We start from the raw sequence: 23,304 nt of genomic DNA on the forward strand, positions 1-23,304 counted from the left end.
GCTGAACCCTCATTAGCGCCCCTGAAGGAGACAACGATGCAATACGTGAAGCTGGGTAGCACCGGGCTGGACATCTCCAGGCTGTGCCTGGGCTGCATGACCTTCGGTGAACCGGATGCCGGCACCCACCCCTGGACGTTGGGTGAAGAGGCCAGCCGGCCGATCATCCGCCACGCGGTGGAACAAGGCATCAACTTCTTCGACACCGCCAACAGCTACTCGGCCGGCACCTCGGAAGTGATCGTGGGCAAGCTGCTGAAGGAATTCACCCGCCGCGACGAAACCGTCATCGCCACCAAGGTGTTCTACCCCGCCAACATGTGGCAAGGCGCCAGCCGGCCCAACGAGCAAGGGCTGTCGCGCAAGGCCATCATGACCAGCATCGACGCCAGCCTGACGCGCCTTGGCACCGATTACGTCGACCTTTACCAGATCCACCGCTGGGACTACCACACGCCCATCGAGGAAACCATGGAAGCCCTGCATGATGTGGTGAAGGCCGGCAAGGCCCGCTACATCGGCGCCTCATCGATGTATGCCTGGCAGTTCGCCAAGGCGCAACAGGTGGCGGCCAGCCACGGCTGGAGCCGGTTCGTGTCGATGCAGAACTACCTCAACCTGCTGTACCGCGAAGAAGAGCGCGAGATGATCCCCCTGTGCCTCGACCAAGGTGTTGGCCTGATGCCCTGGAGCCCCATGGCGCGCGGCCGCCTGACCCGGCCCAACGGCCAGCAGACCGAACGCACGCGCACTGATATTTCCGGCCAGTCGTTCTATGAAAAAACCGAGCTGGAGGACGGCCGGGTCATCGACGTGGTCGAGCAGATAGCCGGGGAACGCGGGGTACCCATGGCACAGGTGGCGTTGGCGTGGGTGCTCGGCAAGGCCGGTGTGTCGGCGCCGATCGTCGGTGCTTCCAAGCCCGCACACCTGGATGACGCCCTGGCCGCGCTGGCGCTGCACCTTGACGAGGATGAAATCGCGCGCCTGCAGGCCCCTTACGTGCCCCACGGGGTAACAGGGTTCAAATAAGCCTGGTGCACAGGGCCCGCTGGCGCCTCGCGGCCAGCGGGCTGTTCAGCCAGACATAAAGCATTACAATGCGCGACCCTGTTAAAACCGCGTGTTGTTTAGCTATGAAATCATTGCGTTACGCCCTGAACCTCCTGCTGCTTCTAAGCTTCGCAGCTTGGGCAAACCCGCCCTCCACCTTCACCGAAGCCAAGGTTGTAGCCAAGCAGCGGGTCTATATGGACCAGGCCAGCAGCCCCATGGGCGAGTTGTACTGTGGCTGCCAGTGGACCTGGGTGGGCAAGTCTGGCGGGCGCATCGACGCAGCCTCCTGCGGCTACCAGACGCGCAAGCAGCAGAACCGCGCCGAGCGTACGGAGTGGGAGCACATCGTGCCTGCCCATACGTTCGGCAACCAGCGCCAGTGCTGGAGAAACGGCGGCCGTGAGCATTGCGTAGACACCGACCCGGTATTCCGCGCCATGGAAGCGGACCTGTTCAACCTGTACCCGGCCGTGGGTGAAGTAAACGGCGACCGCAGCAATTTCAACTATGGCATGGTCGCCGGTAATGCTGGCGAGTACGGGCGGTGCACCACCAAGGTCGACTTCGTGCAGCGCGCCGCCGAGCCCCGTGATGAAGTGAAAGGCCTGGTAGCACGCACCACGTTCTACATGTTCGACCGCTACCAGCTGAACATGTCGCGCCAGCAACAGCAGCTGCTGATGGCCTGGGACAAGCAACACCCGGTTTCGGCCTGGGAAAAGGAGCGTGACCGGCGCATTGCCGCAATCATGGGGCACGCGAACCCGTTCGTGACCGGCGAACGCCAGTGGACCGCCAATTACCAGCCCGTGGGCGATGGCGTGGTACAGGCTGTGCCAGCAGCGCGCCAGCCAGCAGGCCAGGCCCGTGCCGTCGCAGTCGGCGCGGTGCTCGGCAACCGCAACAGCCATGTGTATCACCTGGCCTCTGGCTGCCCGGGCTATCACCAGGTCGCGTCGAAGAACCAGGTGAACTTCGCCAGCGAAGGCGAGGCGCAGGCCGCCGGTTATCGCAAGGCCGGCAACTGCCGCTGACCCGCCAAGCCCGTCACAGCCAGGGCCCGGGGCTTAGCCATTCACCAGGTTGGCTGGCCGTTCGCCCCGCAGCGCGCTGAGCAGGTTGTCTACCGCGCAGCGGGCCATGGCCTGGCGGGTTTCCTCGGTGGCCGAACCGATATGCGGTGTGGCCACGACCTTGTCCAGTTTCAGCAACGGCGAGTCGGCCGCCAATGGCTCGTGCACGAACACATCCAGGCCGGCGCCGCGCAAACGCCCGGCCTGCAACGCCTCGGCCAATGCTGCTTCGTCCACCACGCGCCCCCGGGAGATGTTCACCAGAATGGCCTCAGGCTTCATCAGGGCCAGCTCCCGCGCGCCGATCAGCCCTTCGGTACTGGCACTCAGCGGCACGGTGAGGCACACAAAGTCGGCCTCGGCCAGCAGCGTGTCCAGGTCGCGCCGGTGGGCGTTGTATCGCGCCTGCACCTCAGGCTTGGGCCGCTGGCTGTGATACACCACGCGCATACCGAAACCCGCCGCTGCGCGCCGGGCCAGGGCCTCGCCAATACGCCCCATGCCCACGATCCCCAGCGTCTTGCCGTGCACGTCGCAGCCGAAATGCGCGGGCCCCAGGCTGGCCTGCCAGTGGCCCTCGCGCACCCAGTTGGCCAGCTCCACCACGCGCCTGGCTGTCGCCAAGATCAGCGCAAACCCCGTGTCTGCGGTGGTTTCGGTGAGTACGTCCGGGGTGTTGGTGAGCATTACCCCGCGCCGGTCGAGGTCAGCGATATCGTAGTTGTCCACCCCTACCGACACGCTGGCAATCACCTCAAGGTCGGGCGCGAGGTCCAGCAGGCTGGCATCCAGGCGCAGGCTTGCGCCCAGCAGCCCTTGTGCGCCCGGTAATGCCTCGCGCAGCCTGGCTAGCCCATCGGGCTGGGCCAAGTCTACGAAGGTCACCTCCACGTGCTGCTCAAGGCGCGCGAGCAAGTCTGGTGAAAGGCGTTTGTACAGCACGATGCGCTTGTTCATGATCGCTTCCTAGTGGTTCATCGCCAGCCGCGGACGCTGACGCTTGGCCCGGCCGGAGGTGGTTGAATTGTTGAGGGCCGCGGTGAGTGCCACGGCGCACAGCAGTGCACCGCACATGAACAGGTACGAAGCGCCCGGGCTGCCTGTGGCGCCGTTCAGGTAACCCACCAGCCAGGAGCCGCCGAACGACCCCAGCGCACCCATGCTGTTGACCAGGGCCATGGCGCCGCCGGCCACGTTGGCCGGCAGGATTTCCGGCACAATGGCGAAGAACGGGCCGTAGGGTGCGTACATGCAGGCACCCGCCACCACCAGCAACCCATACGACAACCAGAAGTGCTCGCTGCCCAGTGCATACGAGCCATAGAAGGCAATGGCGGCGATCAGCAGCGGTGGCCACACGAAGCACTTGCGTTTCTGCAGGCGGTCCGATGCCCACGACACACCCACCATGGCCACTACTGCTGCCAGGTAAGGCACCGAGGCCAGCCAGCCGGCTTCGACGATATCCACGTTGGCAGCCTGCTTGAGGATGGAGGGCAGCCACAGCACGAAGCCGTATACGCCAATGCTCCAGCAGAAGTACTGCAGCGACAGGATGATCACTTGCCGCGACCGGAACGCCTCACGGTTGTTCTTCACCGGCGGTATGCCCTGCTGCTCGGCAGCCAGTGCGTGCTGCAGGTCGCGCTTCTCCGTGTCGCTCAGCCAGGTGACCTGGGCCGGGCGATCGTCCACCAGGTGCCACCAGCAGAACGCCCAGATCACCGCCGGCAGGCCTTCGATGATGAACATCCAGCGCCAGTCGAAATGCTTGATGAGGTACCCCGAAACCACCGACATCCACAAGATGGTCACCGGGTTGCCCAGCATCAGGAACGTGTTGGCCCGTGAGCGTTCGGCACGGGTGAACCAGTGGCACAGGTACACCAGCATCGCCGGCATCACGGCCGCCTCGACCACGCCCAGCAGAAAACGGATGCCGATCAGCATGTAGACGTTGCTGACCATGCCCGTGAGCGTGGCGAGCCCGCCCCAGAGGATCAGGCAGACAAAGATCAGCTTCTTGACGCTACGCTTCTCGGCGTAGATGGCCCCAGGCACCTGGAAAAAGAAGTATCCGAGGAAGAACAGTGCCCCCAGCAGCGACGACAGCACGGGGGTGATGCGCAGGTCTTCGGCCATACCGGAGGCCGCTGCGAAGCCGTAGTTGGCGCGGTCCAGATAGGCAAGGCTATAGGTGAAGAACACGATGGGGATGATGTACCACCAACGGCGTGGGGCCAGGCTTTTGCTGTTCATGGGGTGGTTCTCCTGAGCTTGTTGTTTTTGTCGCGACAGGTGATTGGTTGGAGCAACTTCAGGGCTATGGCAGGCGTTCGTAGGCCTCCAGTTCGTGGCGTCGGGGCAGGCCCTCCATATCGCCCCGCGACTGCACGGCGCGGCTGCCGCACCAGTTGCCACGGGCAACCGCCTGGCCGATGTCACGCCCTTCGAGCAGCGCGCTGAGCACGCCAACGGCAAATGCGTCACCCGCACCCACGGTGTCCACAACCTGGGGGGCGCGCACGGCGGCGACCTGGCCTTCGCTGTTGGCACTGCGGAAATAGGCGCCCGCGTCCCCCAGCTTGATCACCACCAGCTCGACGCCAAGGTCCAGGTAGAAGCCGGCGATGTCGGCCGGGGTCTGCTGGCCGGTGAGCAAGCGGCCCTCCTCAAGGCCCGGCAGCACCCAGTCGGCCTTTTCTGCCAGTGCATTGGTCTGCTGCACCATGGTGCGCAGGTCCGGCCACAGCGAAGGGCGCAGGTTAGGGTCGAAGGAGACGCTGCGCCCGGCACTGCGCATGGCATCCACCAAGGTGTGCGACAGGCTGCGGCAGCCTTCGGACAGGGCCAGCGGAATACCGGTAGCGTGCAGATGCCGGGCCTGCAGCCAGCCGGGCTGCAGCAGGGCCGGGGTCATGTGACTGGCCGCCGAGGCCCGGCGGAAGTACTCCACCGCGGGGTCACTGCCATCGTCGCAGCGGCCCTTGAGCTGAAAGCCGGTGGGGTGAGCCGGGTCTATCTGTACGTCCGAGCAGTCCAGGCCTTCGCCGCGCAGGTTGTCCAGCACAAAACGGCCCAACGAGTCGTCCCCTACCCGGCTCACCCATCGTACGCTGAAGCCCAGGCGTGCCAGGCCAATGGCCACGTTGCTGTCGGCCCCGGCAATACGCTTGTTGAACAGGCTGACACTGGCGAGTTCGCCCAGTTGCTCGGCTACGAACATGGCCATGGTTTCACCAAAGCACAGCACATCGTGTTTAAGCATGGCTCACCTCCTCGGCCCGTGCGCCCAGCCCCAGTACGGCCAGGTGGCGCACCTGGTCGCGGGTCACCTGCAGCAGGTCATCGCCCACCAGGGGGTATTCCACGGCACGCACCACACCGGGGCTGAACTGCGCCAGCAGCCGGTCCCAGGCCTGCAGGTCGGCCACTTGCGGTGGCGCCGCTGCCAAACGGCCGTCGGCAAGCTGCCGAACAGCTTTGCAGTGCACGTACTGCACCCAGCGGCCCAGCTGGCTGGCAGCCTGTTCCACGGCTTCGCCCTGCCACTGCCAGTTACCGATGTCGAAGGTCATGCCCACCCCGAGCCCCGCTTCATCTGCCCGCATGAAGAACGCCCGCAACGCTGCGATGCGGCCACCCTGGGGTGTCTGGTCGTTTTCTACCAACAACCTTGGCCCCTGCGCTGGCACCAGCTCACGCAAGGCCGCCAGGTCGCAGCGCGTGTGGTAGTGCCCCAGGGAGACCTTGACCGCTGCTGCACCCAGTTCGTGCGCAATGTGCAGCTTCTGGGTCACCCGTGTATCGGGCAGGCCGTCTGGCGCCCACAGCTCCAGCGGCGTGGAATACACGCAGTCCAGGCCGGCCCCAGCGATGACTGCGCCCAGGGCAAGTGGGTCTGGCAGGCAGGAGAACAGCTCCTCGCGCAACTCCACCCGCCTGGCGCCGGCCCGTGCCAGCAGATCGATGAATTGCTCCTGGCCACGCTGGCGAACATAGTCCGCGCCGTAGCTGGAGAGGCTGATTGAAACGGGGATCGGGTGCATTGTTATTGTCCTTGTGAAACCGGTTTCATTTTTCGCCAGCAGTATTCGCCGAAGCGGAGGCTGCCGGTAGTTAGCGTGGGGAAGTCGAGCCTCGTATCAGCAAGGAGGCTTTGAAGTCGATGCGCGTGGCGATGCCGCTGTCGCCCTGCAGCCGGCCCAGCAGGCTGTCGAACGCCGCCATGCCGATGCGTTCGGTGGGCTGGGCCAAGGCCGTGATGCCGCTGCCGACCAACGGGTACCAGTCCAGGTCGTCCAGGGCGATAAGGCCGACGTCTGCAAACAGATCACGGCCTGCAGCACGCAGGCTGCGAGTAACCTCCAGGGTGGCGACGCCGTTGCAGGTGAAGATGGCCTGCGGGCCATGGCCGCTCTGCGCAAGGAATGCTGCGAGGCCCGCATCGAGGCCAGGGCCTGTGTGCAGGACCTGCTGGCGCATGCCGGGGCGTTGACCGACACAGGTGCCGACGGCTTGAACCCGCTCCGCCCGCGAACTGGTGCCGTCCAGCGGCTCGGTGACAGCCAGGATGTCCCGGTAGCCGCGGGCATGCAGGTGCGCGATGGCCTGCTCCACGGCGTCGAGGTTGTCCAGGCCAACCAGGTCGACCTTCAGCTCGGGCAGTTGTCGGTCCACCAGCACCATGGGCATGTCCCGCATGAGGTTGAGCAACTCGCCAGGCTGATGGCCGAGGGTGTTCACGATCACCCCCTCGACGTTGTACGACTGCAACGCCCGCAGATGATGGCGCTCCTGTTCGTCGTCACGGTTGGTGTTGCACACCACCAGGCTGTAGCCGTGCTGGCGGCAGGCGGTTTCAACGCCATGCATCACCGCCACTGAATACGGGTTGAGGATGTCGGCAACCAGCATGCCGATCAACCGCGTCTGGCCCCGCTTCAGGCCACGGGCCATCTGGTTGGGCCGGTAGCCCAGCTGTTCGATGACCTGGGCCAGCCGCGCGGCGGTGGCGTCGGCCAGCAACTGCCGGTCGCCGCCGATATAACGCGACACGGTTGCCTTGGATACCCCGGCAACACGGGCGACTTCGCTGATGGTGACCCGTTCGCGGGCATGGGCAGGCGCGTCGGTCATGGCAGTTCCTGATCATTATTGTTAGGGCGATGAAACCGGTTTCAATACACCAAAAACCGGCTCGTTCGTCAATCTGCCATCTGTCGGGTCACGCCTGGCCCGGGCCTAGTGGTCCGTCACCTGCCCCAGGTCATCGCCTGATGTCTGGCGCATGTCGCTGGTGCGCAGGTCAGCTACATCGCCGGGCTTGACGGTACCTGCCTGGTTGCCCCAACTGGTGCGGATGAAGTTGACCACGGCTGCCACCTGCTGGTCATTCAGCCGCCAGGCGTAGGCTGGCATGGTGAAACTGGAGGGTGCCGTATGGGTTGCCGGCAGCGTGCCACCCTTGAGCACCAGGTGAATCAGCGAGGTGGCATCGGCGGTTTGCACCACAGGGTTGCCGGCCAGTGCCGGGAACACGCGGGTGTAGCCCTTGCCGTCGGTGCGGTGGCAAGCCGCGCAGTTGTCGATGTACACCGCAGCACCTGCCTTGCTGTCATCGCCGTGCCACAAGGCATCGGCCACCTTGCGGTCGTATTGATGCGGTTTGTCGTTCGGGTTGCTTGGCGGCAAGGTTTTCAGGTAACGGGCAATGGCGGTCAGGTCGGCATCGGTCATGTACTGCATGCTGTGCTCCACCACGTCACTCATGCCACCGAATACCGCGCTGTTGTCACTGCGGCCGGTCTTGAGAAACTGCACCAACTGGGCCTCGCTCCAGCTGCCCAGGCCATCCTTGTGATCACCGCGCAGGTTCTTGGCAATCCAGCCCTCCAGCGGCGCGCTGCCGGCCAGAAACGCCTCACCTTCCTGTGGGTTCAGGGCTTTTTCCTGCATGGTCAGTGCCCGTGGGGTGTGGCACGCGCCGCAGTGGCCCAGGCCTTCGACCAGATACGCCCCGCGGTCGATGACCGGGTCACTGGCCTGGGCCGCCTGCCAGGGCTTGGCATCTGGTGCGAACAGGCCACGCCAGATCGCCAGCGGCCAGCGCATGCTCAGCGGCCAGGGGATGTCGCTGTCCCTGTTGGGCTCGGCCACCGGCTGCACGCCGTGCTGGAAATAGGCATACAGCGCCTGCATGTCGGCTTCGGTCAGGCGCGCGTAGGACGGGTACGGCATGGCCGGGTAAAGCGTGCTGCCGTCCTTGGCGATGCCGCGGCGCAACGCCTGGTCGAAGTCCTCGAAGCTGTAGCTGCCGATGCCTTCGGGCGACGGCGTGATATTGGTGGAGTAGATTGTGCCGATGGGGGTTTCCATAGGCAGCCCGCCCGCAAATGGCTTGCCGCCCTTGGCAGTATGGCAGGCAACGCAGTCGCCCGCGCGGGCCAGGTATTCACCTTGCTGCACCTGTTTCGGGTCGGGCTGCGCCGCTTGCGCGCAGAGCCCGGTGCCCATCAGCAAAGTCGCGATCAACATTCTGTTCATGTTCATCGCTCCTTAAGCCGCCACCAGCGGGCCGGGGTTCTTCAGGTACTGCTCCCGAATGGCCCGGGCAGACCAGTACGTCAGCGCGGCCACCAACCCGGTCGGGTTGTAGCCAAGGCCTTGAGGGAACGCAGAGGCGCCCGGCACGAATACGTTGTGTACATCCCAGCATTGCAGGTAGCGGTTCAGTGCACTGGTGGCAGGGTCGGTCCCCATGATCGCACCACCGTTCAGGTGGGTGGTCTGGTAGCTGGCGGTGTTGAAATGTTCTTTCACCTGCTTGCCCAGCACGGCGATGGATTTAGGGTTCATCGCTTGGGCGATCTTGCTCAGCTTGTCGACCATGAACTGGTTCATGCGAATGTCGTTGTCCTGCCAGTCGAAGGTCATGCGCAACAGCGGCAAGCCGTAGGCATCGCGGTAGGTCGGGTCCAGGTCCAGGTAATTACCCCGGTAGGACTGATGTGCGCCATGGGCGTCCATCGACAGTTGATGGGTGTAGTAGTCGGCGGTGGCCTTCTTCCAGGCACTGCCCCAGGCAGGTGTACCCGGGGGGTTGGCGACACCGGCAATCGGCCGCGAGCCTGCCTGGTTCACCCACATGGGTGAGCCGCCGACAAAGCCATGGGGGCCATGGTCGAAGTTGTCGGCATTGAAGTCGTCGATAGCAACGCCGTTGCCACCTGCACCGATGAAGTTGTTGGTGTGCACGTCCTTGTCGAAAAAGGCTTTCACCGTGCCCATGTTCTGGTAAGCAAAGTTGCGCCCGACCACACCTTCGTTCTTCACAGGGTCGTAAGGCTTGCCGATCCCGGACAGCAGCATCAGGCGCACGTTGTTGAACTGGAACGCGGCCAGGATCACCAGCTCGGCCGGCTGCTCCAGTTCGCGGCCCTGGGCGTCGATGTAGGTCACGCCGGTTGCACGTTGCTTGCTGTCGTCAAGGTTCACCCGCAGCACGTGGGCATTGGCCCGCAGCTCGAAGTTAGGCACCTGGCGCAATGCCGGCAGAATGTTCACGTTGGGTGAGGCCTTGGAATACATGTAGCACACGTAACCGCTGCAGAAACCGCAGAAGTTGCACGGTCCCATCTGCGCCCCATAGGGGTTGGTGTAAGGGCCCGAGGTATTGGCCGACGGCAGGTTGTAGGGGTGATAGCCCAGGGCCGAGGTGGCCTGCTGGAACAGCTGGGCGGATACCACGTTCTTCTGTGACACCAGCGGGAAGGGGTTGGAGCGGTCTGGGGCGTATGGGTTGCCCCCCTTGCCCCGCCCTACCACTTCGCCCTTCACGGTCCAGGCTTGGCCGGAGGTGCCGAAGACCTTCTCGGCAAAATCAAAATACGGCTCCAGTTCTTCATAGGTAACGCCGAAGTCCTGGATAGTCATGTCCTGGGGGATGAACGACTTGCCATAGCGCTCTTCGTAATGGCTGCGCATGCGCAACTCGATCGGGTCTACACGAAAGTGCACACCGGACCAATGCAGCCCGGCACCGCCTACACCTTTACCCGGCAGGAAAGCGCCCAGTTGCCGGTACGGCAAGGCCACGTCGTTGACCGTGTGGCGTATGGTGACCGTCTCCTTGGACAGGTCCAGGAACAGTTTCTTGCGCACGCTGTAGGTGAGCTCATCGATCACCTGGGGGTAACTGCCGTCTGGGTAGGTGTCCTGCATGGGGCCGCGCTCCAGGGCAACCACCTGCAGCCCTGCCTCGGTCAGTTCCTTGGCCATGATGGCGCCGGTCCAGCCAAACCCGACGATCACCGCATCGACTTTTTTCAAGGTATTAGCCATGGTTCAGGCCCTCTCCCCACGAATGGACACCGGTGGGAACGGGTAGCGCTCGTTGCGCTCGGCCCAATCCATGAAATCGGCGCGGGCACCGGGGAAGCCGATCTGCTTCCAGCCGACCATGCCTTTGTTACCGCCATGCACGGGGTCGCAGAAAAAGCCCTCACGGGTGTTTTGCAACAGCAGGCTGAAGAAGGCCTTGGCAGGTACGTCCTGCAACACCAGGTCGCCCGCCTCCAGTGCGGCGAGCACACGGTCCTGCTGGGCGGCGCTTTGTTCATGGAACGGCTTGTTGCCCTGGGCCCTGCACCAGCCCAGCACACCGGCGATGCCTAGCCTGTAGATCTGCTGCGGGTTGAGCTGCAACTGGTAACCCAGCTCGGGTGCGGCGTCTGCATCGAAGGGGCCTTGCATGTACCACAAGGCCCCGCTGGCATAGGGAGTGCCCATCTGTCGGTCGATATACTCGGCGGCACCGGCCTCCAGGGCGCCGGCGCCCAACTCGTCAGCCGGGATAAGGCGGCTCACCGCGGCTTGGAGGAAAGCGTATTCGTCCACGGTGAAAAATGCCGGCTGGTACTGGGCGGCGTCGGTTTTTTCTGGCACGTTGGGGCTGCGTGCTGGCTCGGCTATCACCGCGCTGGCGCCCAGGCCCAGGCCGGTACTGGCGACCGTTACCACAGGTATCAGGGTCAAGGTCTTGCGCAGGAAGTCCCTGCGGGGGTTGTCCGGTACGTGCTCAGACATTTCTAATCCTCATCATCGGTAAGCGGCCTCGGCCGGGGCCAATGATCAAGACCGCTCACTGACGAACGGCGTTCAGAAACATTTTGAGTTTAATGTCGCATTGACGCCAATAGGTTTGCATGAACCCGCGATATTGACTCGGCGGAGAGATTTGACCCCTGATGATTCAGTCCGACCTTGACCTGTTCGGCCCACAGCCGCATCGCCTGGCCAGCCATACAGTGCTGTTGCCAGGCTTCGCCCTCCCCGACCTGGAGGCGATGTTGGACGCCCTGCGCCCGGTGCTGCGGGCTGCGCCGTTCCGGCACATGCGCACCCCCGGCGGCCTGCACATGGCGGTGGCGCTGACCAACTGTGGTGAGCTGGGCTGGGTCAGTGATGCCAACGGCTACCGCTACAGCCCCACCGACCCCGTCAGTGGCCAGCCATGGCCGGCGTTGCCCGATGTGCTCACTGCGCTTGCCTCGCGCAGCGCGGCTGTCGCCGGCTTCGACGGGTTCGTTCCAGACGCATGCCTGGTCAATCATTACCAACCAGGCACCCGCCTCACCCTGCATCAGGACCGCGACGAGCGCGATTTCGATCAGCCTATCGTGTCGGTTTCCCTGGGGCTTCCGGCCGTGTTTCTATTCGGGGGGCAACAACGGGCTGACAAGACCCAGCGCATCCCGCTCAGCCATGGTGATGTACTGGTTTGGGGCGGCGAAGACCGTCTACGCTTTCACGGTGTGCTGCCGATCAAGCCCGGGGTTCACCCGCGCATGGGCGAGCGCCGGATCAACCTGACCTTCCGCAAGGCGGGTCGTGGATAGTGCATTAGCCGAAGCGTGTGTCACCACGCACCACCGTCAGCTCACAGGAGGCTGTCATGACCCAGCATCACGCCGTCCCGCCACTTTCCACCAGAGGCACCCGACCATGAAGATGCCAGGCCGCGCCCCCAATGCATCGGTGCAACTGGATTACGTGCGTGACACGCTGTTCGGCCCCGTGGCGCTGAGTGTGGAGTGCCAGTGCCAGCTGGCACCGCTGAGCCTCCAAGGGCGACCTGCGTTGCGCATGCATATTTGCCCGCCGCTGCCAGACAAGGTCGACAGGGCGCACAGCGTTGCATTTATGCTGGACGGGCGCAGCTACCACGGCGTAGTGCGCGACAAAGGCAAATGCGGAGACGGCGGCCTGAACCTGCTGCTGGAGCTGCGCTAGCGGCTAAAGCGCATTACATGACATGGGAGTGATCAGGCAATCGCCTTCGCCCGCGCAGGGCTTTTGCCGCGCAGCGCATGCAGCTGCCCAACCAGGTTCACCAGGTCGCGGCAGCTGTTGAGGCTGTGCAGCGGTACACCGCTCAGGCTCACACCGCGCTCGAAGTTCTGGCCTTGCGCAAGCCGTATGGTTAGGTTGTTACCGTCAGCGCAGCTGATTTCACAACGATCAGGCAGGCAGGCATGCTCGATCATCTGCCGCATTTCCAGCATCGAAACGCCTATCAACGACATGGTACGACCCTCTCTGGCGATGGCCTGTTTAATGTAGTTACGCCTGTAGCAGGCTGAGCGCCAATTGATAATGAGCATCTTTGGCCATACGTCGATGCGCTGCAGTGATGAGCATGCAGGGGTTCATCTAGCACCTTAGCTGAAGAACCCCTGGGGTGAGGTTAGGTTCGGGCAGAATCACCACCCTGCGACGAGCGGTGCATCAATGCGAGGCACCCCCGCGATCGCCCTGCATCTGCCCGAATTTGCCAGCCTGGAAGGCCTCGAAGGACTCAATGATCTCGGCCTGGCTATTCATCACGAACGGGCCGTAACCCACAATCGGCTCGTCGATCGGCTCGCCACTGAGCAGCAGAACGCTGGCAGCTTCCGCTGCTTCAAGCTGCAGGTCCTGCCCTGCCGGGTCAAACAGCACCAGGCTCGAAGGCCCCGCCTGTTGCGCCCCGTTGATGGTGACCGTGCCCTGCAGTACCACCAGCGCTGCATTGCGGCCAGCGGCGACGGGTAGCGTGAAGCTCGCCCCTGCCTGTAGGCGCATGTCCCATACATCCATCGGCGTGAACGTGCGTGCAGGGCCCAAAGCGCCCTGGTAGCTGCCTGCGATCACGCGCAGGCTCCCGGATTCGCCGCCCAGCGGCACCACCGGGATATCCTTCGCCAGCAGCGTCTGGTAGCCCGCTGCGGCGCGCTTGTCACGGGCCGGCAGGTTTACCCACAGCTGCACCATCTCCAGCGTTCCACCCGTTTGCGCAAACCGCGGCGAATGAAACTCTTCATGGATGATGCCGTCGGCGGCCGTCATCCACTGCACATCACCGGGGCCGATGAAGCCGCCAGCCCCTGTCGAGTCTCGGTGCTCAAGCTCGCCCTGGTACACGATGGTCACCGTCTCGAAGCCACGATGGGGGTGCTCACCCACCCCGCGCCGGGCCTGGGTGGGTGAGAAGGTGTGAGGGCCGGCATAGTCCAGTAGCAAAAACGGGCTTATACGGCTGGCCAGGTTGTCGTAGGTGAACAGGCTGCGCACCGGGAAACCGTCACCCACCCAGTGGGGTTGGGGGCTGCGGTGGATACCGAGAATCGTTTTCATGGGGAGGTCCTCATTGGCTGAGAACACCTTAGCAATGGTGCCTATAGCTGAGTAGCCTGCCGCAATGGCATGCATCGTCCCACCTATGGGACAGTGCCGAGCAAAAAACCAGTTGCCAGATCGGCAGCATTGCCTGGGTTTTCCTGCATGAAGCAATGCCCGCCCGCCACTTGCCGGGCACTCACGTGGCTGTTGAGGCTCGCCAGCCGGTTTGCCGAGACCGGCACGAAGGGGTAGGTATGTTCCCCGTACAGAATGCGCGTGGGGACGGCGATGCGTAACAAGGTTGGCCACAAGCGCCGAGGAAATGAGCTGAAGATCTCCACCTCGCGGCTGGGCCTGCACTTGAGCACCACGCCCTTCTCGCATTCGCCCAAGGCATGGTCGATGTAGGCTTGCAGCGCTGCATCGTGCCAACCCTTGAAAATACCCCGGCCCTGCAGCGAAGCATGCGCCGAAGGCCGGTCAGGCCAGAAGCTGCGCCGCCGCGCAGCCTGGCGTGCCATCGGGTGGTGACGGTGCAGGCCGACCACCCTTGCTGCACCCAGCACAGCCAACATGCGCTTGTTGAACAGTACTGGGTCCAGTAATACAGCGCGTTGGAACAGCTGGGGTTCAGCCGCCAGCATCAGGCTAGTGAGCACGCCGCCAAAACTGTGCCCGAGGGCCACGCGGGGTACCTCGCCATACTCGCTCCGCCCGCCTTCGAAGGCCTCGACGGCCAGCGCAGCGGTGCGGTTCCAACCGCGAAACACGCCACCGTGGTCGCTGTCGCCGTGCCCTTGCGCGTCACTGAGCCACAAATCGAAATGGCCGGCCAGGCGCGCCAGCATGGGTTGATAAGCCAGGCTGCAAAAGCCATTGCCGTGCAAAAAATGCAACAGCGGTCGCCCACTGGCTTCTGTGCGCCAGCCACGCAGGGTGAAGCCCTCGTCGCATTGATGGGACCATGGAATCAGCTGCATCGCGGCGCGCTACCTGTAGTGCTAGTGAAACGCCGATTCTACAAACAGCAGCGGGTACAGCGAAATCACCAGCAGCAGGGCCATCAGGACATTGAACAGCATCAGCCAGCGCGGGTTCTGCAACACGCTGCGCAACGCGCTGCCAAACATCACCCAGATGCCGACGCTGGGCAAGTTCACCAACGCAAACAGCGCCGCGATCACTACCACGTTGGTGACGTAGCCTTGAGCGGGTGTGTACGTGGTGATCGCCCCCACCGCCATCACCCAGGCTTTGGGGTTGACCCACTGGAAAGCAGCCGCCGGCCAGAAGCCTATTGGCTTCCTCCCATTGTTGGCCGCTGCGCCCACAGGCCCGGCGTTGGCAATCTTCCAGGCCAGGTAAAGCAGGTAGGCCGCCCCCGCGTAGCGCAGCACGGTATACAGGGACGGCCACGCCTTGAACACTTCGCCCAGGCCAAGCCCCACCGCCAGCACCATCGCCATGAAACCGATGCTTACGCCCATGGCATGCGGGATCGTGCGGCGCACGCCGAAGTTCACCCCGGAGGCCAGCAACATGGTGTTGTTGGGCCCCGGGGTGATGGACGAAACGAAGGCGAACAGGATAAAAGCAGCGAGCAGGTCGACAGAGGCAAACATGGCCAGGCATTCCAGTAGGTGCGGTATGCCGTCACACTACCGGAGTCCGCCACCCGAGCGACCGGTACAGTTACCTTTAATTAATGAGATACACCTCACTGTATTGCCAATCTCGAAACAGGGGTATTCACCATGAGCGTGGTTATTCGCCCGGCGGTGCGCACCGATGCGCAGCAGATTTTGACCTTCATCACTGAACTGGCGGCGTACGAGCGTGCCCGGCACGAAGTGCTGGCCACCCTGCAGGACATTGAACGCAGCCTGTTCGATGAGCACAGCACCGTGCAGTGCCTGATCGGCGAACGTGACGGCCGGGCCATTGGCTTTGCCGTGTATTTCCAAAGCTATTCCACCTGGCTGGGGCGCAGCGGCATTTACCTCGAAGACCTTTACATCACCCCGGATCAGCGCGGGGACGGTGCCGGCAAGCAGATGCTCAGGTACATCGCCCGGGAGGCCGTGGCCCATGGCTGGGGCCGCCTGGAATGGAGCGTGCTGGACTGGAACGAGCCAGCCATCAAGTTTTATGAGTCGCTGGGCGCGCAGCCGCAGGATGAGTGGGTGCGCTACCGCCTGGAGGGGGAGCAACTGCAAGCGTTTGCCCGTGACGGCTTGCCGGTTTGACAGGCAATTGACGGCTGGCCCACCTCGTGCTTTTCTAGTGCCCTGCGTCAAGGTGCCCCTATGGGGGTGAAACGGGAAACCGGTGCGTCACAGGCCTGCAACAGGGCCTTGACCAAGCCGGTGCTGCCCCCGCAACGGTAAGCGAGCGAAGCGTCTGTACCACTGTGCCATCACCCTTGGCATGGGAAGGTGACGTTTTCAAGGAGCCAACCTCCTCCTCGCCAGCCCGGAGACCGGCCTTGCGCCTATGAACACCCCGCGGTGGGCGGGCGCTGTCGCATCCCCCTGGGCGCCGCCCGGGGCTGCCGCGCTTGCCCGTTGCCCACAAAAAGCAGAGGAACGCGTCATGCCCGTCACCAGCGCCAACACCCCAAGTATCACCACCCCCGTCACACTCAGCCAGCGCATTGCTGTTGCGGTAGGCGCCAGCCTGCTGGGGCTGTGCCTGGTCTACTTTGCCGGCTTTTCGCATATCGAAGCCGTACACAACGCTGCCCACGACACGCGCCACAGCGCCGCCTTCCCCTGCCACTGAGTAACCGCCAATGATCACGCGTATCGCCCGTACCGCGGGTTTCAGCGGGTTGCTTGCGGCCCTGTTGCTCACCCTGCTGCAAAGCTTCTGGGTCAGCCCCCTCATCTTGCAGGCCGAAACCTACGAAACCGCCGCCCCCGCCGAACAGCACGCCCATGGCGAGGGCGCAGCGGCGCACGAACACAGTGCTGAGGCCTGGTCGCCGGAAGATGGCTGGCAGCGAGTATTGTCCACCACCGGTGGCAACCTGGTGGTCGCAGTGGGCTTCGCCCTTATCCTCGCTGCCCTCTACAGCCTGCGGGAGCCCAAGCGTGTTGGCACCGGTGCGCTTTGGGGCCTGGCCGGCTTCGCGGTGTTTTGCCTGGCACCCACGCTAGGCCTGCCGCCAGAACTGCCGGGCACCGCTGCAGCGGACCTGGGCCAGCGCCAAGCCTGGTGGGTTGGCGCCGCCAGCGCAACAGCCCTGGGCCTGGCATTGGTAGTGTTCGCCCACCACTGGCTGCTGAAGGTGCTTGGTGTGGTGCTACTGGCAGTGCCCCACCTGATTGGCGCACCGCAACCCGAAGTGCACGAGAGCCTGGCGCCCGAGGCGCTGGAAGCTCAGTTCAAACTGGCCTCGTGGCTGACCAACGCTGCGTTCTGGCTGGCGTTGGGCCTGCTCACCGCGTGGCTGTACCGCCGCCACAGCCAGGCCTGATGCCGGCAGTGTACGCGGGGCTTGGCTGCCGGCGGGGGTGCCCGGTGGGCGTTTTGCAGGCGCTTCTGCTCGCCGGCCTGGCCGAACGGGGCCTCGCCTTGAGTGACCTGCGCGGCATCGCCAGCATCGCACTCAAGGCTGGCGAACCCGGCCTGCTTCAGCTAGCCGAGCGCCTCGGCCTGCCACTGGCGCTGTACCCTGCGGTGCAGCTGCAGGCCTACGAGCCGCTGCTCAGCCATCGCTCTGCCGCTGCGTATACCCACAGCGGTTGCTGGGGCGTCGCGGAAAGCACGGCCTTGGCGCTGGCCTGCCAGGCGGCAGGGCACGCCGAGCTACTGCTGCCGCGCCGGGTCATGGGCCCGGCAACACTGGCCATCGCAGGCTAGTCTGTTCATCTCTTTACATCCAAGGACTTTCATGACGGTTTACTTCATCGGCGCCGGCCCCGGCGACCCGGAACTGATCACAGTCAAGGGCCAGCGGCTGATCCGCCAATGCCCCGTGATCATCTACGCCGGTTCCCTGGTGCCTGCCGCCGTGCTGGAAGGCCACCAGGCCGAAACCGTGATCAACAGCGCTGCGCTGAACCTGGAGCAGATCATCGGGGCCATGCAGGCAGCCCATGCCCTGGGCCAGGACGTGGCCCGGGTGCACAGCGGTGATCCAAGCCTGTATGGCGCCATCGGCGAGCAGATCCGTCATCTGCAGGCGCTGGGCATCGACTATCAGATCATCCCCGGCGTAACCGCCACCGCGGCCAGCGCCGCGCTGCTGGGGTGTGAACTGACCCTGCCAGAGGTCGCCCAGAGCGTCATCCTGACCCGCTTTGGCGAAAACTCCCCGATGCCGGCCGGGGAACGGTTGGAAGACCTGGCACGCCACGGCACCACGCTGGCCATTCACCTTGGGGTCAAGCACCTGGCGCGTATCGTCGAGCTGCTGGTGCCGCACTATGGGCCAGAGTGCCCCGTCGCGGTTGTGCACCGTGCCACCTGGCCCGACCAGGACTGGGTACGTGGCACGCTGGCGGACATCGTCGCAGGTGTGTCGGCCAAGGGCTTCCGCCGTACTGCGCTGATTCTGGTGGGCCACGTGCTGGGAGAAACGCCGTTCGCTGAATCCGCCCTGTATCGCGCCGGGCACGCACACCTGTATCGCCCAGCGGGTTGAGTGTTGCAAGGCACTGCAATCCGGTAGCAGACTGACCAACCCCTTACTGTTACCGGACCCTCCCCCATGCTGGACTTGCGCCCCAACTGTGAATGCTGCGACGTCGACCTGCCCGGTGACAGCACTGACGCGTTTATCTGCTCGTTCGAGTGCACGTTCTGCCGCGGCTGCGCCGAAGGCCGCCTGCAACACCGCTGCCCCAACTGCGGCGGGCAATTGCTCAGCCGCCCTGCAAGGGTAGGCCAGGCATTGGCAAACAACCCGGCCTCCACCCTGCGCGTCAATAAACATCATGCGACCTGCGCCTGAGACCGGCAGGTAGGCGCCAGCGCCTGCCTGGGCGCGCGCCGCCGCCTAGTTTTGTAGGATTTTTCGACAGCACGGCCAAGGTTTATCAACACTTCTATACTCGGCATTACCAAACTTCCGTAATGGTCGTATCTTGCTGCGCTTCTGATTGACTCACTTGCAGAAGTATTCCTGGGTGCTCCAGGAAATGCACCACACCCTCACAGGAGTTTTCCTAATGACTACCGTGCTGATCGTCGACGATCACCCCATCGTCAGGCTATCCCTGCGCATGCTCCTTGAGCGTGAACGCTTCCACGTCATCGGCGAAGTCGGTAATGGCAGCGAAGTGGCGCAGGTAGCCCGTGAACTGAAGCCTGACGTGGTCATCCTCGACATCGGCCTGCCCGGCCTGGATGGCATGGAGGTGATCAAGCGCCTGCAGGCCATCGAGCCGGTGCCCAAGATCATGGTCCTGACAGGCCAGGCCACCGATCTGTATGTACGGCGCTGCCTGGATGCTGGCATTGGTGCCTTCGTGACTAAGGAAGAAGACCACGACGCCCTGCTGTTCGCCCTCAAGGCGCTGGTGAAGGGCTATTCAACATTCCCGCAGATGTCGGTCAACAGCAACTCGCTGGAAAGCGAGCCGGTACGCCTGGCCAGCCTGTCGAACCGCGAAATGGAAGTGCTGCGGCGCCTGGCCCGTGGCGAGAGCAACAAGAACATCGGCAGTTGCATGAACCTCAGCGCCAAAACCATCAGCACCTACCGGGGCCGCATCATGGAAAAACTCAAGACCGAGTCGCTGGTTGAAATGGTCGACTTGGCCAAACGCAACAGCGTCTACTGAGCGGCGGGCGGCCATGAAACGACTGCTGGCTGGCGCTCTGCTGCTGCTCGCCCTGGCCGGCCCCGGCTGGCTGCTGGCCGCCAGCGAAACCCGCCAGCTGCTGGCCCGCTCGGTGAGCGTCACGCCACCCATGACGCTTACCCACGAAGAACGCCAGTGGCTGCAGCAGCGCCAGCGTATCGTGCTGGGTAGCTCAAGGCCCGACTACCCGCCGTTCGAGATCAACGTCAGCCCCCACGACTATGAGGGCATCAGCGCAGACTACGCCGGCATCATCGCCGAGCAGTTGGGGACGCCTATCGAGGTGCTGCGCTTCGACAGCCGCCACGAAGCCATCGCTGCGCTGCACGACGGGCGAATCGACCTGCTGGGCAGCTCGAACGGCTTTGAGGCCGCCGATGCGCAGCTCAGCCTGAGCGCACCTTACGCCGACGACTTGCCCGTGGTGGTCACCCGCGAAGGCCGCAACCTCAAGGAGACGCCCGACCTGGCTGGCCTGCGCTTGGCCATGGTGGACCATTACCTGCCCGCCAACCGCGTGCGAGCACTGTACCCCACTGCCCAACTGAGCCTGTATCGCTCTACCCAGGCCGGGCTGGCTGCCGTGGAGCTCGGTGATGCGGATGCTTACCTGGGCGACGCCATCAGCACTGACTTTCTCATCGGCAAGACCTTTCAAGGCACTTTGAAAATTGACCACTTTTCCCAGGTGATTCCCGAGGCGTTTTCCTTTGCCATCGCCCGCGACACACCCCACCTGCGGCAGTTGGTAGACAGAGCCCTGGCGCGCATTGGCGAGAGCGAGCGCCTGAACATCCTGCGGCGCTGGAGCAGCGGTAACACCAGCCTGCTACTGCAGCGCCACCTCAGCGCCCTGTCTGCCGAAGAGGAAGCCTGGATCATCGCCCACCCCGTTGTGGATGTGTTGATCAACCCGGCGCTGGCCCCCCTCACGTTCAACGACGCCGAACAACGCCCCACCGGCATCACCCTGGAGCTGCTCAAGCAGATCGGCCTGCGCACCGGCTTGCAGTTCAACCCCGTCGAGGGCGCATCGGCGCAGGATATGGTCGAACGGCTGGCACGCGGTGAGGCGCAGATGATCGGGGCCTTGGGCTATGGCGCGCAGCGATCCCGGCAATTGCGTTACACCCGGCCCTACCTGGTCAGCCCGCGGGTGTTGATCACCCGCGCTGATGACGCCTCCTTGTCGCGGGTCAAGGACCTTGGCCAACAGCGCATCGCCCTGGTGCGGGGCTCACCCCAGCGGGACATGCTGCAACGCCGCTACCCCCACGCCACGCTGATCGAGCTGGACAGCCCGCTCGACCTCATGGAAGCACTGATCAAAGGTGCTGCGGACGTGGCACTCAGTAGCCACATCAATGCGGCCTACTACATCAGCCACGTGTTCAAGAACCGCCTGAAGATTGCCAGCGTCCTGGACGAAGACCCGGCCATTGCCGCGTTCGCGGTCGCGCCGGATCAGCCGCGGTTGCAGGCCATTCTCGACAAGGCATTGCTGAGTATCCCGCCCGAGGAACTTGAGCGGCTGATCAACCGTTGGCGTACCAGCACGCTGGTCAGTGACAGCCCATGGCGCAACTACCGGGACCTGGCGCTTCAAGTGCTGGTACTGGCCGCCCTGCTGCTGGCCGGGGTGGTGTTCTGGAACAGCTACCTGCGCAAGCTGATCAACCAGCGCACCGAGGCACAGCACGCCTTGCAGGCCCAGTTGGCCCTGAGCCGCGGGCTACTGGAGCAGCTGCGGCACGCCAAGGAAGAAGCCGAACAGGCCAGCCAGACCAAAAGCACGTTCCTGGCGACCATGAGCCACGAAATCCGCACGCCAATGAATGCTGTCATCGGCTTGCTGGAGCTGGCCTTGGAAGACAGCCGAGACGGGCGTTGCGATACCCAGACCCTGCAAACTGCCCACGACTCGGCCCTGGGCCTGCTGGCGCTGATCGGCGATATTCTGGACATCTCGCGCATCGAGTCGGGGCATATCAGCCTGCAGCCGGTGCCGACCGACCTGGTCGAGCTGGTACAGGCCACGCTGAGGGTGTTCGAAGGCAACGCCAGGGCCGAGGGGCTGCACTTGCACGGCGCCCTGCCGGCCCTGCCGGTGTGGGTCTCGGCAGACCCGCTGCGCCTCAAGCAGGTGCTGTCGAACCTGCTCAGCAATGCCATCAAGTTCACCGAGCGCGGCGAGGTTCAGGCCAGCCTGGTGCTGGCGGGCTCAGCCCCAGAAGGCCAGGTGCAGGTCGAATTGTGCGTACGCGATTCAGGGATCGGCATCAGCCCTGCCGACCAGGCCCGCCTGTTCAACGCTTTCGTCCAGGCCGACGGGCCGCGTGCCCGGCAGGGTGCAGGCCTGGGGCTGGTGATCAGCCGGGCACTGGCAGAACTGATGGGTGGCACGCTGGCCCTGCACAGCGTCGAGGGCGTTGGTACCAAGGTGCAAGTCAGCCTGGCCTTGCCCGCGTGCGCTGCGCCGACAGCATCTGAGCCGACGCACTCGGCGCTCGAAAGCAGCGGCGCTCCCCTGGACATACTGGTAGCCGACGACTACCCCGCCAACCTGCTGTTGCTCGAAAGGCAACTGCGCACGCTGGGCCACCGCGTCTCCCTGGCGCAAAACGGTGAAGCGGCGCTGGAGCGCTGGCAGGCAGCACACTTCGACCTGGTGATCACCGATTGCAGCATGCCGGTGATGGATGGCCATGAACTCACCCGGCGCATCCGCGCCATGGAGCATGAGCGCGGCCTGCCACCCTGCCGTATCGTGGGCGTGACCGCCAACGCACAGGCCGAGGAACGGGCGCGCTGCCTGGCCAGCGGTATGGATGACTGCCTGTTCAAACCCATCGGGCTGCGTACCTTGAAAGCCCACCTCCCCCAGGCCGACGCCGTTGTCACGCCCCCCCCTGCGACCACCTCTGGCAACAGTTTCAACCTCGCAGAACTGCACCACCTGACCCGCAATGACGCCCAGCTGACCCGCCATCTGCTCGAGCAACTGTCCCAGAGCGTAGCCGAGGACCTGGCCTCGTTGCGCGACCTGGCGCCCGACGCTGACGACGATTCGGTGCGGGCCCTGGTTCACCGGATAAAAGGTGGCGCCAAGATGATCCGCGTGCGTACCGTGGTCGCTCGCTGCGAAGCGGTGGAACAGGCTGTGGCCAACGGGCGGCCCACCTGCGAGCAGCAACAACTGCTGCAAGCCAGCCTGCAAACCCTGCTGGACGAACTGGGCAGCGCGCTCAGTGCAACTGCAATGTCGAGGTGATCTCGTCGATGGCATCGACCACGTGGCGTGAGCCTTGCTGAATCTCCATGATCACCGTGCCCGCCTCGTTGGCCAAGGCAACACCATGGCCGGTGCGTTCAAGGCTCGACTGCATGCTGGAGACCGCGATACCTGACAGTTCACGGTTCTGCCGCACCACCTCGACGATTTCCAGGGTTGCCTGGCTGGTCCTGGCCGCCAGGTTACGTACCTCGTCGGCCACCACGGCGAAGCCGCGCCCATGCTCACCAGCGCGCGCCGCTTCAATGGCGGCGTTCAAGGCCAGCAGGTTGGTCTGGTCGGCAATGCCACGAATGGTCAGCACGATCTGGGCGATTTCATCCGACTGCTTGCTCACGGCATCCAGGCTGCGCGCCGCCTGGTTCAGCTCCTGAGAGATGTGCTCGATGACCTGCACCGCTTGCTGTACCAC

General features: G+C 64.1%; 25 protein-coding genes and 1 riboswitch. Of the genes, 12 read left to right on the forward strand and 13 right to left on the reverse strand.

From position 1 onward, the window contains the following. The first annotated feature begins 36 nt into the window (after positions 1–36). Together PPA02S_RS06230 and PPA02S_RS06235 are read left to right on the forward strand one after the other, a co-directional pair. Positions 37–1,032: an aldo/keto reductase gene (locus tag PPA02S_RS06230; RefSeq protein ID WP_028633947.1), complete on the forward strand. Its 996-nt coding sequence runs from the start codon at positions 37–39 to the stop codon at positions 1,030–1,032. Between the two features lie 104 nt (positions 1,033–1,136). Then, positions 1,137–2,090, forward strand: a complete 954-nt coding sequence (locus PPA02S_RS06235) for an endonuclease (RefSeq protein WP_028633946.1) — start codon at positions 1,137–1,139, stop codon at positions 2,088–2,090. Positions 2,091–2,123: 33 nt separating this feature from the next. Here PPA02S_RS06235 and PPA02S_RS06240 read toward each other — a convergent pair whose 3' ends face one another. The 8 genes from PPA02S_RS06240 to PPA02S_RS06275 all read right to left on the reverse strand — a co-directional run bounded on the left by PPA02S_RS06240 (position 2,124) and on the right by PPA02S_RS06275 (position 11,216). Beyond that, positions 2,124–3,086 carry a 2-hydroxyacid dehydrogenase gene (locus PPA02S_RS06240; RefSeq protein WP_028633945.1) on the reverse strand — a complete coding sequence of 321 codons (963 nt, stop codon included), beginning with the start codon at positions 3,084–3,086 and terminating at the stop codon, positions 2,124–2,126. 9 nt (positions 3,087–3,095) lie between these two features. Further along, the gene (locus PPA02S_RS06245) at positions 3,096–4,388 is read right to left on the reverse strand and encodes an MFS transporter (protein ID WP_028633944.1); all 1,293 of its coding nucleotides are present in this window, start codon (positions 4,386–4,388) and stop codon (positions 3,096–3,098) included. Between the two features lie 64 nt (positions 4,389–4,452). Continuing rightward, positions 4,453–5,397: a sugar kinase gene (locus PPA02S_RS06250; protein ID WP_028633943.1), complete on the reverse strand. Its 945-nt coding sequence runs from the start codon at positions 5,395–5,397 to the stop codon at positions 4,453–4,455. Further along, on the reverse strand, positions 5,390–6,178 hold the full coding sequence (locus PPA02S_RS06255; RefSeq protein WP_028633942.1) for a sugar phosphate isomerase/epimerase family protein: 789 nt from the start codon (positions 6,176–6,178) through the stop codon (positions 5,390–5,392). The genes PPA02S_RS06250 and PPA02S_RS06255 overlap by 8 nt, the downstream gene beginning before the upstream one ends. A 70-nt stretch (positions 6,179–6,248) precedes the next feature. Next, complete coding sequence (locus PPA02S_RS06260; RefSeq protein ID WP_028633941.1) at positions 6,249–7,268, reverse strand: LacI family DNA-binding transcriptional regulator; 1,020 nt, start codon at positions 7,266–7,268, stop codon at positions 6,249–6,251. Positions 7,269–7,373: 105 nt separating this feature from the next. Further along, entirely contained in the window at positions 7,374–8,675 is a 1,302-nt protein-coding gene (locus PPA02S_RS06265; protein ID WP_028633940.1) for a cytochrome c, read from the reverse strand. 12 nt (positions 8,676–8,687) lie between these two features. Then, a complete protein-coding gene (locus PPA02S_RS06270) occupies positions 8,688–10,472 on the reverse strand; it encodes a GMC family oxidoreductase (RefSeq protein WP_028633939.1) in 1,785 nt (594 codons plus the stop codon). A 3-nt stretch (positions 10,473–10,475) separates the two neighbouring features. After that, positions 10,476–11,216, reverse strand: a complete 741-nt coding sequence (locus tag PPA02S_RS06275; protein ID WP_028633938.1) for a gluconate 2-dehydrogenase subunit 3 family protein — start codon at positions 11,214–11,216, stop codon at positions 10,476–10,478. A 161-nt stretch (positions 11,217–11,377) separates the two neighbouring features. Between PPA02S_RS06275 and alkB the strand changes: the two genes are divergently transcribed. Then, complete coding sequence (gene alkB, locus PPA02S_RS06280) at positions 11,378–12,028, forward strand: DNA oxidative demethylase AlkB (RefSeq protein ID WP_028633937.1); 651 nt, start codon at positions 11,378–11,380, stop codon at positions 12,026–12,028. A 106-nt stretch (positions 12,029–12,134) separates the two neighbouring features. After that, the gene (locus tag PPA02S_RS06285; protein ID WP_028633936.1) at positions 12,135–12,422 is read left to right on the forward strand and encodes a hypothetical protein; all 288 of its coding nucleotides are present in this window, start codon (positions 12,135–12,137) and stop codon (positions 12,420–12,422) included. 32 nt (positions 12,423–12,454) lie between these two features. On the opposite strand, the gene PPA02S_RS06290 is transcribed toward PPA02S_RS06285, so the two are convergent. The 4 genes from PPA02S_RS06290 to PPA02S_RS06305 form a co-directional block, all read right to left on the reverse strand. Next, positions 12,455–12,715 (reverse strand): DUF1652 domain-containing protein, encoded by a 261-nt coding sequence (locus PPA02S_RS06290; RefSeq protein ID WP_028633935.1) that lies wholly within the window; start codon positions 12,713–12,715, stop codon positions 12,455–12,457. A gap of 202 nt (positions 12,716–12,917) precedes the next feature. Next, the gene (locus PPA02S_RS06295) at positions 12,918–13,805 is read right to left on the reverse strand and encodes a pirin family protein (RefSeq protein WP_028633934.1); all 888 of its coding nucleotides are present in this window, start codon (positions 13,803–13,805) and stop codon (positions 12,918–12,920) included. An 83-nt stretch (positions 13,806–13,888) separates the two neighbouring features. Continuing rightward, a complete protein-coding gene (locus PPA02S_RS06300) occupies positions 13,889–14,770 on the reverse strand; it encodes an alpha/beta fold hydrolase (RefSeq protein ID WP_028633933.1) in 882 nt (293 codons plus the stop codon). A 21-nt stretch (positions 14,771–14,791) separates the two neighbouring features. Next, the gene (locus tag PPA02S_RS06305; protein ID WP_028633932.1) at positions 14,792–15,412 is read right to left on the reverse strand and encodes a LysE family translocator; all 621 of its coding nucleotides are present in this window, start codon (positions 15,410–15,412) and stop codon (positions 14,792–14,794) included. A gap of 132 nt (positions 15,413–15,544) precedes the next feature. Between PPA02S_RS06305 and PPA02S_RS06310 the strand changes: the two genes are divergently transcribed. The 8 genes from PPA02S_RS06310 to PPA02S_RS06345 all read left to right on the forward strand — a co-directional run bounded on the left by PPA02S_RS06310 (position 15,545) and on the right by PPA02S_RS06345 (position 22,871). Further along, a complete protein-coding gene (locus tag PPA02S_RS06310; RefSeq protein WP_028633931.1) occupies positions 15,545–16,036 on the forward strand; it encodes a GNAT family N-acetyltransferase in 492 nt (163 codons plus the stop codon). A 33-nt stretch (positions 16,037–16,069) separates the two neighbouring features. Further along, positions 16,070–16,293: riboswitch (cobalamin riboswitch) on the forward strand. A gap of 89 nt (positions 16,294–16,382) precedes the next feature. After that, complete coding sequence (locus PPA02S_RS06315; RefSeq protein WP_028633930.1) at positions 16,383–16,571, forward strand: CbtB domain-containing protein; 189 nt, start codon at positions 16,383–16,385, stop codon at positions 16,569–16,571. Between the two features lie 10 nt (positions 16,572–16,581). Continuing rightward, on the forward strand, positions 16,582–17,268 hold the full coding sequence (locus PPA02S_RS06320) for a CbtA family protein (RefSeq protein ID WP_028633929.1): 687 nt from the start codon (positions 16,582–16,584) through the stop codon (positions 17,266–17,268). Continuing rightward, positions 17,268–17,654, forward strand: coding sequence for a cobalamin biosynthesis protein (locus PPA02S_RS06325; protein WP_028633928.1), 387 nt, complete (start codon positions 17,268–17,270; stop codon positions 17,652–17,654). The genes PPA02S_RS06320 and PPA02S_RS06325 overlap by 1 nt, the downstream gene beginning before the upstream one ends. Before the next feature lie 31 nt (positions 17,655–17,685). Beyond that, entirely contained in the window at positions 17,686–18,438 is a 753-nt protein-coding gene (cobM, locus tag PPA02S_RS06330; protein ID WP_028633927.1) for a precorrin-4 C(11)-methyltransferase, read from the forward strand. Between the two features lie 66 nt (positions 18,439–18,504). Further along, a complete protein-coding gene (locus tag PPA02S_RS06335; RefSeq protein WP_028633926.1) occupies positions 18,505–18,747 on the forward strand; it encodes a DUF1272 domain-containing protein in 243 nt (80 codons plus the stop codon). 217 nt (positions 18,748–18,964) lie between these two features. Then, entirely contained in the window at positions 18,965–19,579 is a 615-nt protein-coding gene (locus PPA02S_RS06340) for a response regulator transcription factor (RefSeq protein WP_028633925.1), read from the forward strand. A 13-nt stretch (positions 19,580–19,592) separates the two neighbouring features. After that, positions 19,593–22,871: a transporter substrate-binding domain-containing protein gene (locus PPA02S_RS06345; RefSeq protein WP_028633924.1), complete on the forward strand. Its 3,279-nt coding sequence runs from the start codon at positions 19,593–19,595 to the stop codon at positions 22,869–22,871. Here PPA02S_RS06345 and PPA02S_RS23590 read toward each other — a convergent pair. Further along, positions 22,846–23,304 carry a methyl-accepting chemotaxis protein gene (locus tag PPA02S_RS23590; RefSeq protein ID WP_439646125.1) on the reverse strand — a complete coding sequence of 153 codons (459 nt, stop codon included), beginning with the start codon at positions 23,302–23,304 and terminating at the stop codon, positions 22,846–22,848. The two genes, PPA02S_RS06345 and PPA02S_RS23590, sit on opposite strands and share 26 nt — an antisense overlap.

This window comes from Pseudomonas parafulva NBRC 16636 = DSM 17004 (assembly GCF_000730645.1).
Taxonomy (GTDB): Bacteria; Pseudomonadota; Gammaproteobacteria; order Pseudomonadales; family Pseudomonadaceae; genus Aquipseudomonas; species Aquipseudomonas parafulva.

Excerpts from the sequence above, each read along its gene's own strand:
- PPA02S_RS06250 (WP_028633943.1), bottom strand. The coding sequence starts at position 5,397 with ATGCTTAAACACGATGTGCTGTGCTTTGGTGAAACCATGGCCATGTTC.
- PPA02S_RS06255 (WP_028633942.1), bottom strand. The coding sequence starts at position 6,178 with ATGCACCCGATCCCCGTTTCAATCAGCCTCTCCAGCTACGGCGCGGAC.
- PPA02S_RS06325 (WP_028633928.1), top strand. The coding sequence starts at position 17,268 with ATGCCGGCAGTGTACGCGGGGCTTGGCTGCCGGCGGGGGTGCCCGGTG.
- PPA02S_RS06260 (WP_028633941.1), bottom strand. The coding sequence starts at position 7,268 with ATGACCGACGCGCCTGCCCATGCCCGCGAACGGGTCACCATCAGCGAA.
- PPA02S_RS06230 (WP_028633947.1), top strand. The coding sequence starts at position 37 with ATGCAATACGTGAAGCTGGGTAGCACCGGGCTGGACATCTCCAGGCTG.
- PPA02S_RS06310 (WP_028633931.1), top strand. The coding sequence starts at position 15,545 with ATGAGCGTGGTTATTCGCCCGGCGGTGCGCACCGATGCGCAGCAGATT.
- PPA02S_RS06320 (WP_028633929.1), top strand. The coding sequence starts at position 16,582 with ATGATCACGCGTATCGCCCGTACCGCGGGTTTCAGCGGGTTGCTTGCG.
- PPA02S_RS06335 (WP_028633926.1), top strand. The coding sequence starts at position 18,505 with ATGCTGGACTTGCGCCCCAACTGTGAATGCTGCGACGTCGACCTGCCC.
- cobM (WP_028633927.1), top strand. The coding sequence starts at position 17,686 with ATGACGGTTTACTTCATCGGCGCCGGCCCCGGCGACCCGGAACTGATC.
- PPA02S_RS06235 (WP_028633946.1), top strand. The coding sequence starts at position 1,137 with ATGAAATCATTGCGTTACGCCCTGAACCTCCTGCTGCTTCTAAGCTTC.
- PPA02S_RS06275 (WP_028633938.1), bottom strand. The coding sequence starts at position 11,216 with ATGTCTGAGCACGTACCGGACAACCCCCGCAGGGACTTCCTGCGCAAG.
- PPA02S_RS06240 (WP_028633945.1), bottom strand. The coding sequence starts at position 3,086 with ATGAACAAGCGCATCGTGCTGTACAAACGCCTTTCACCAGACTTGCTC.
- PPA02S_RS06305 (WP_028633932.1), bottom strand. The coding sequence starts at position 15,412 with ATGTTTGCCTCTGTCGACCTGCTCGCTGCTTTTATCCTGTTCGCCTTC.
- PPA02S_RS06245 (WP_028633944.1), bottom strand. The coding sequence starts at position 4,388 with ATGAACAGCAAAAGCCTGGCCCCACGCCGTTGGTGGTACATCATCCCC.
- PPA02S_RS06340 (WP_028633925.1), top strand. The coding sequence starts at position 18,965 with ATGACTACCGTGCTGATCGTCGACGATCACCCCATCGTCAGGCTATCC.
- alkB (WP_028633937.1), top strand. The coding sequence starts at position 11,378 with ATGATTCAGTCCGACCTTGACCTGTTCGGCCCACAGCCGCATCGCCTG.
- PPA02S_RS06300 (WP_028633933.1), bottom strand. The coding sequence starts at position 14,770 with ATGCAGCTGATTCCATGGTCCCATCAATGCGACGAGGGCTTCACCCTG.
- PPA02S_RS06270 (WP_028633939.1), bottom strand. The coding sequence starts at position 10,472 with ATGGCTAATACCTTGAAAAAAGTCGATGCGGTGATCGTCGGGTTTGGC.
- PPA02S_RS06285 (WP_028633936.1), top strand. The coding sequence starts at position 12,135 with ATGAAGATGCCAGGCCGCGCCCCCAATGCATCGGTGCAACTGGATTAC.
- PPA02S_RS06290 (WP_028633935.1), bottom strand. The coding sequence starts at position 12,715 with ATGTCGTTGATAGGCGTTTCGATGCTGGAAATGCGGCAGATGATCGAG.
- PPA02S_RS06265 (WP_028633940.1), bottom strand. The coding sequence starts at position 8,675 with ATGAACAGAATGTTGATCGCGACTTTGCTGATGGGCACCGGGCTCTGC.
- PPA02S_RS06315 (WP_028633930.1), top strand. The coding sequence starts at position 16,383 with ATGCCCGTCACCAGCGCCAACACCCCAAGTATCACCACCCCCGTCACA.
- PPA02S_RS06295 (WP_028633934.1), bottom strand. The coding sequence starts at position 13,805 with ATGAAAACGATTCTCGGTATCCACCGCAGCCCCCAACCCCACTGGGTG.
- PPA02S_RS06345 (WP_028633924.1), top strand. The coding sequence starts at position 19,593 with ATGAAACGACTGCTGGCTGGCGCTCTGCTGCTGCTCGCCCTGGCCGGC.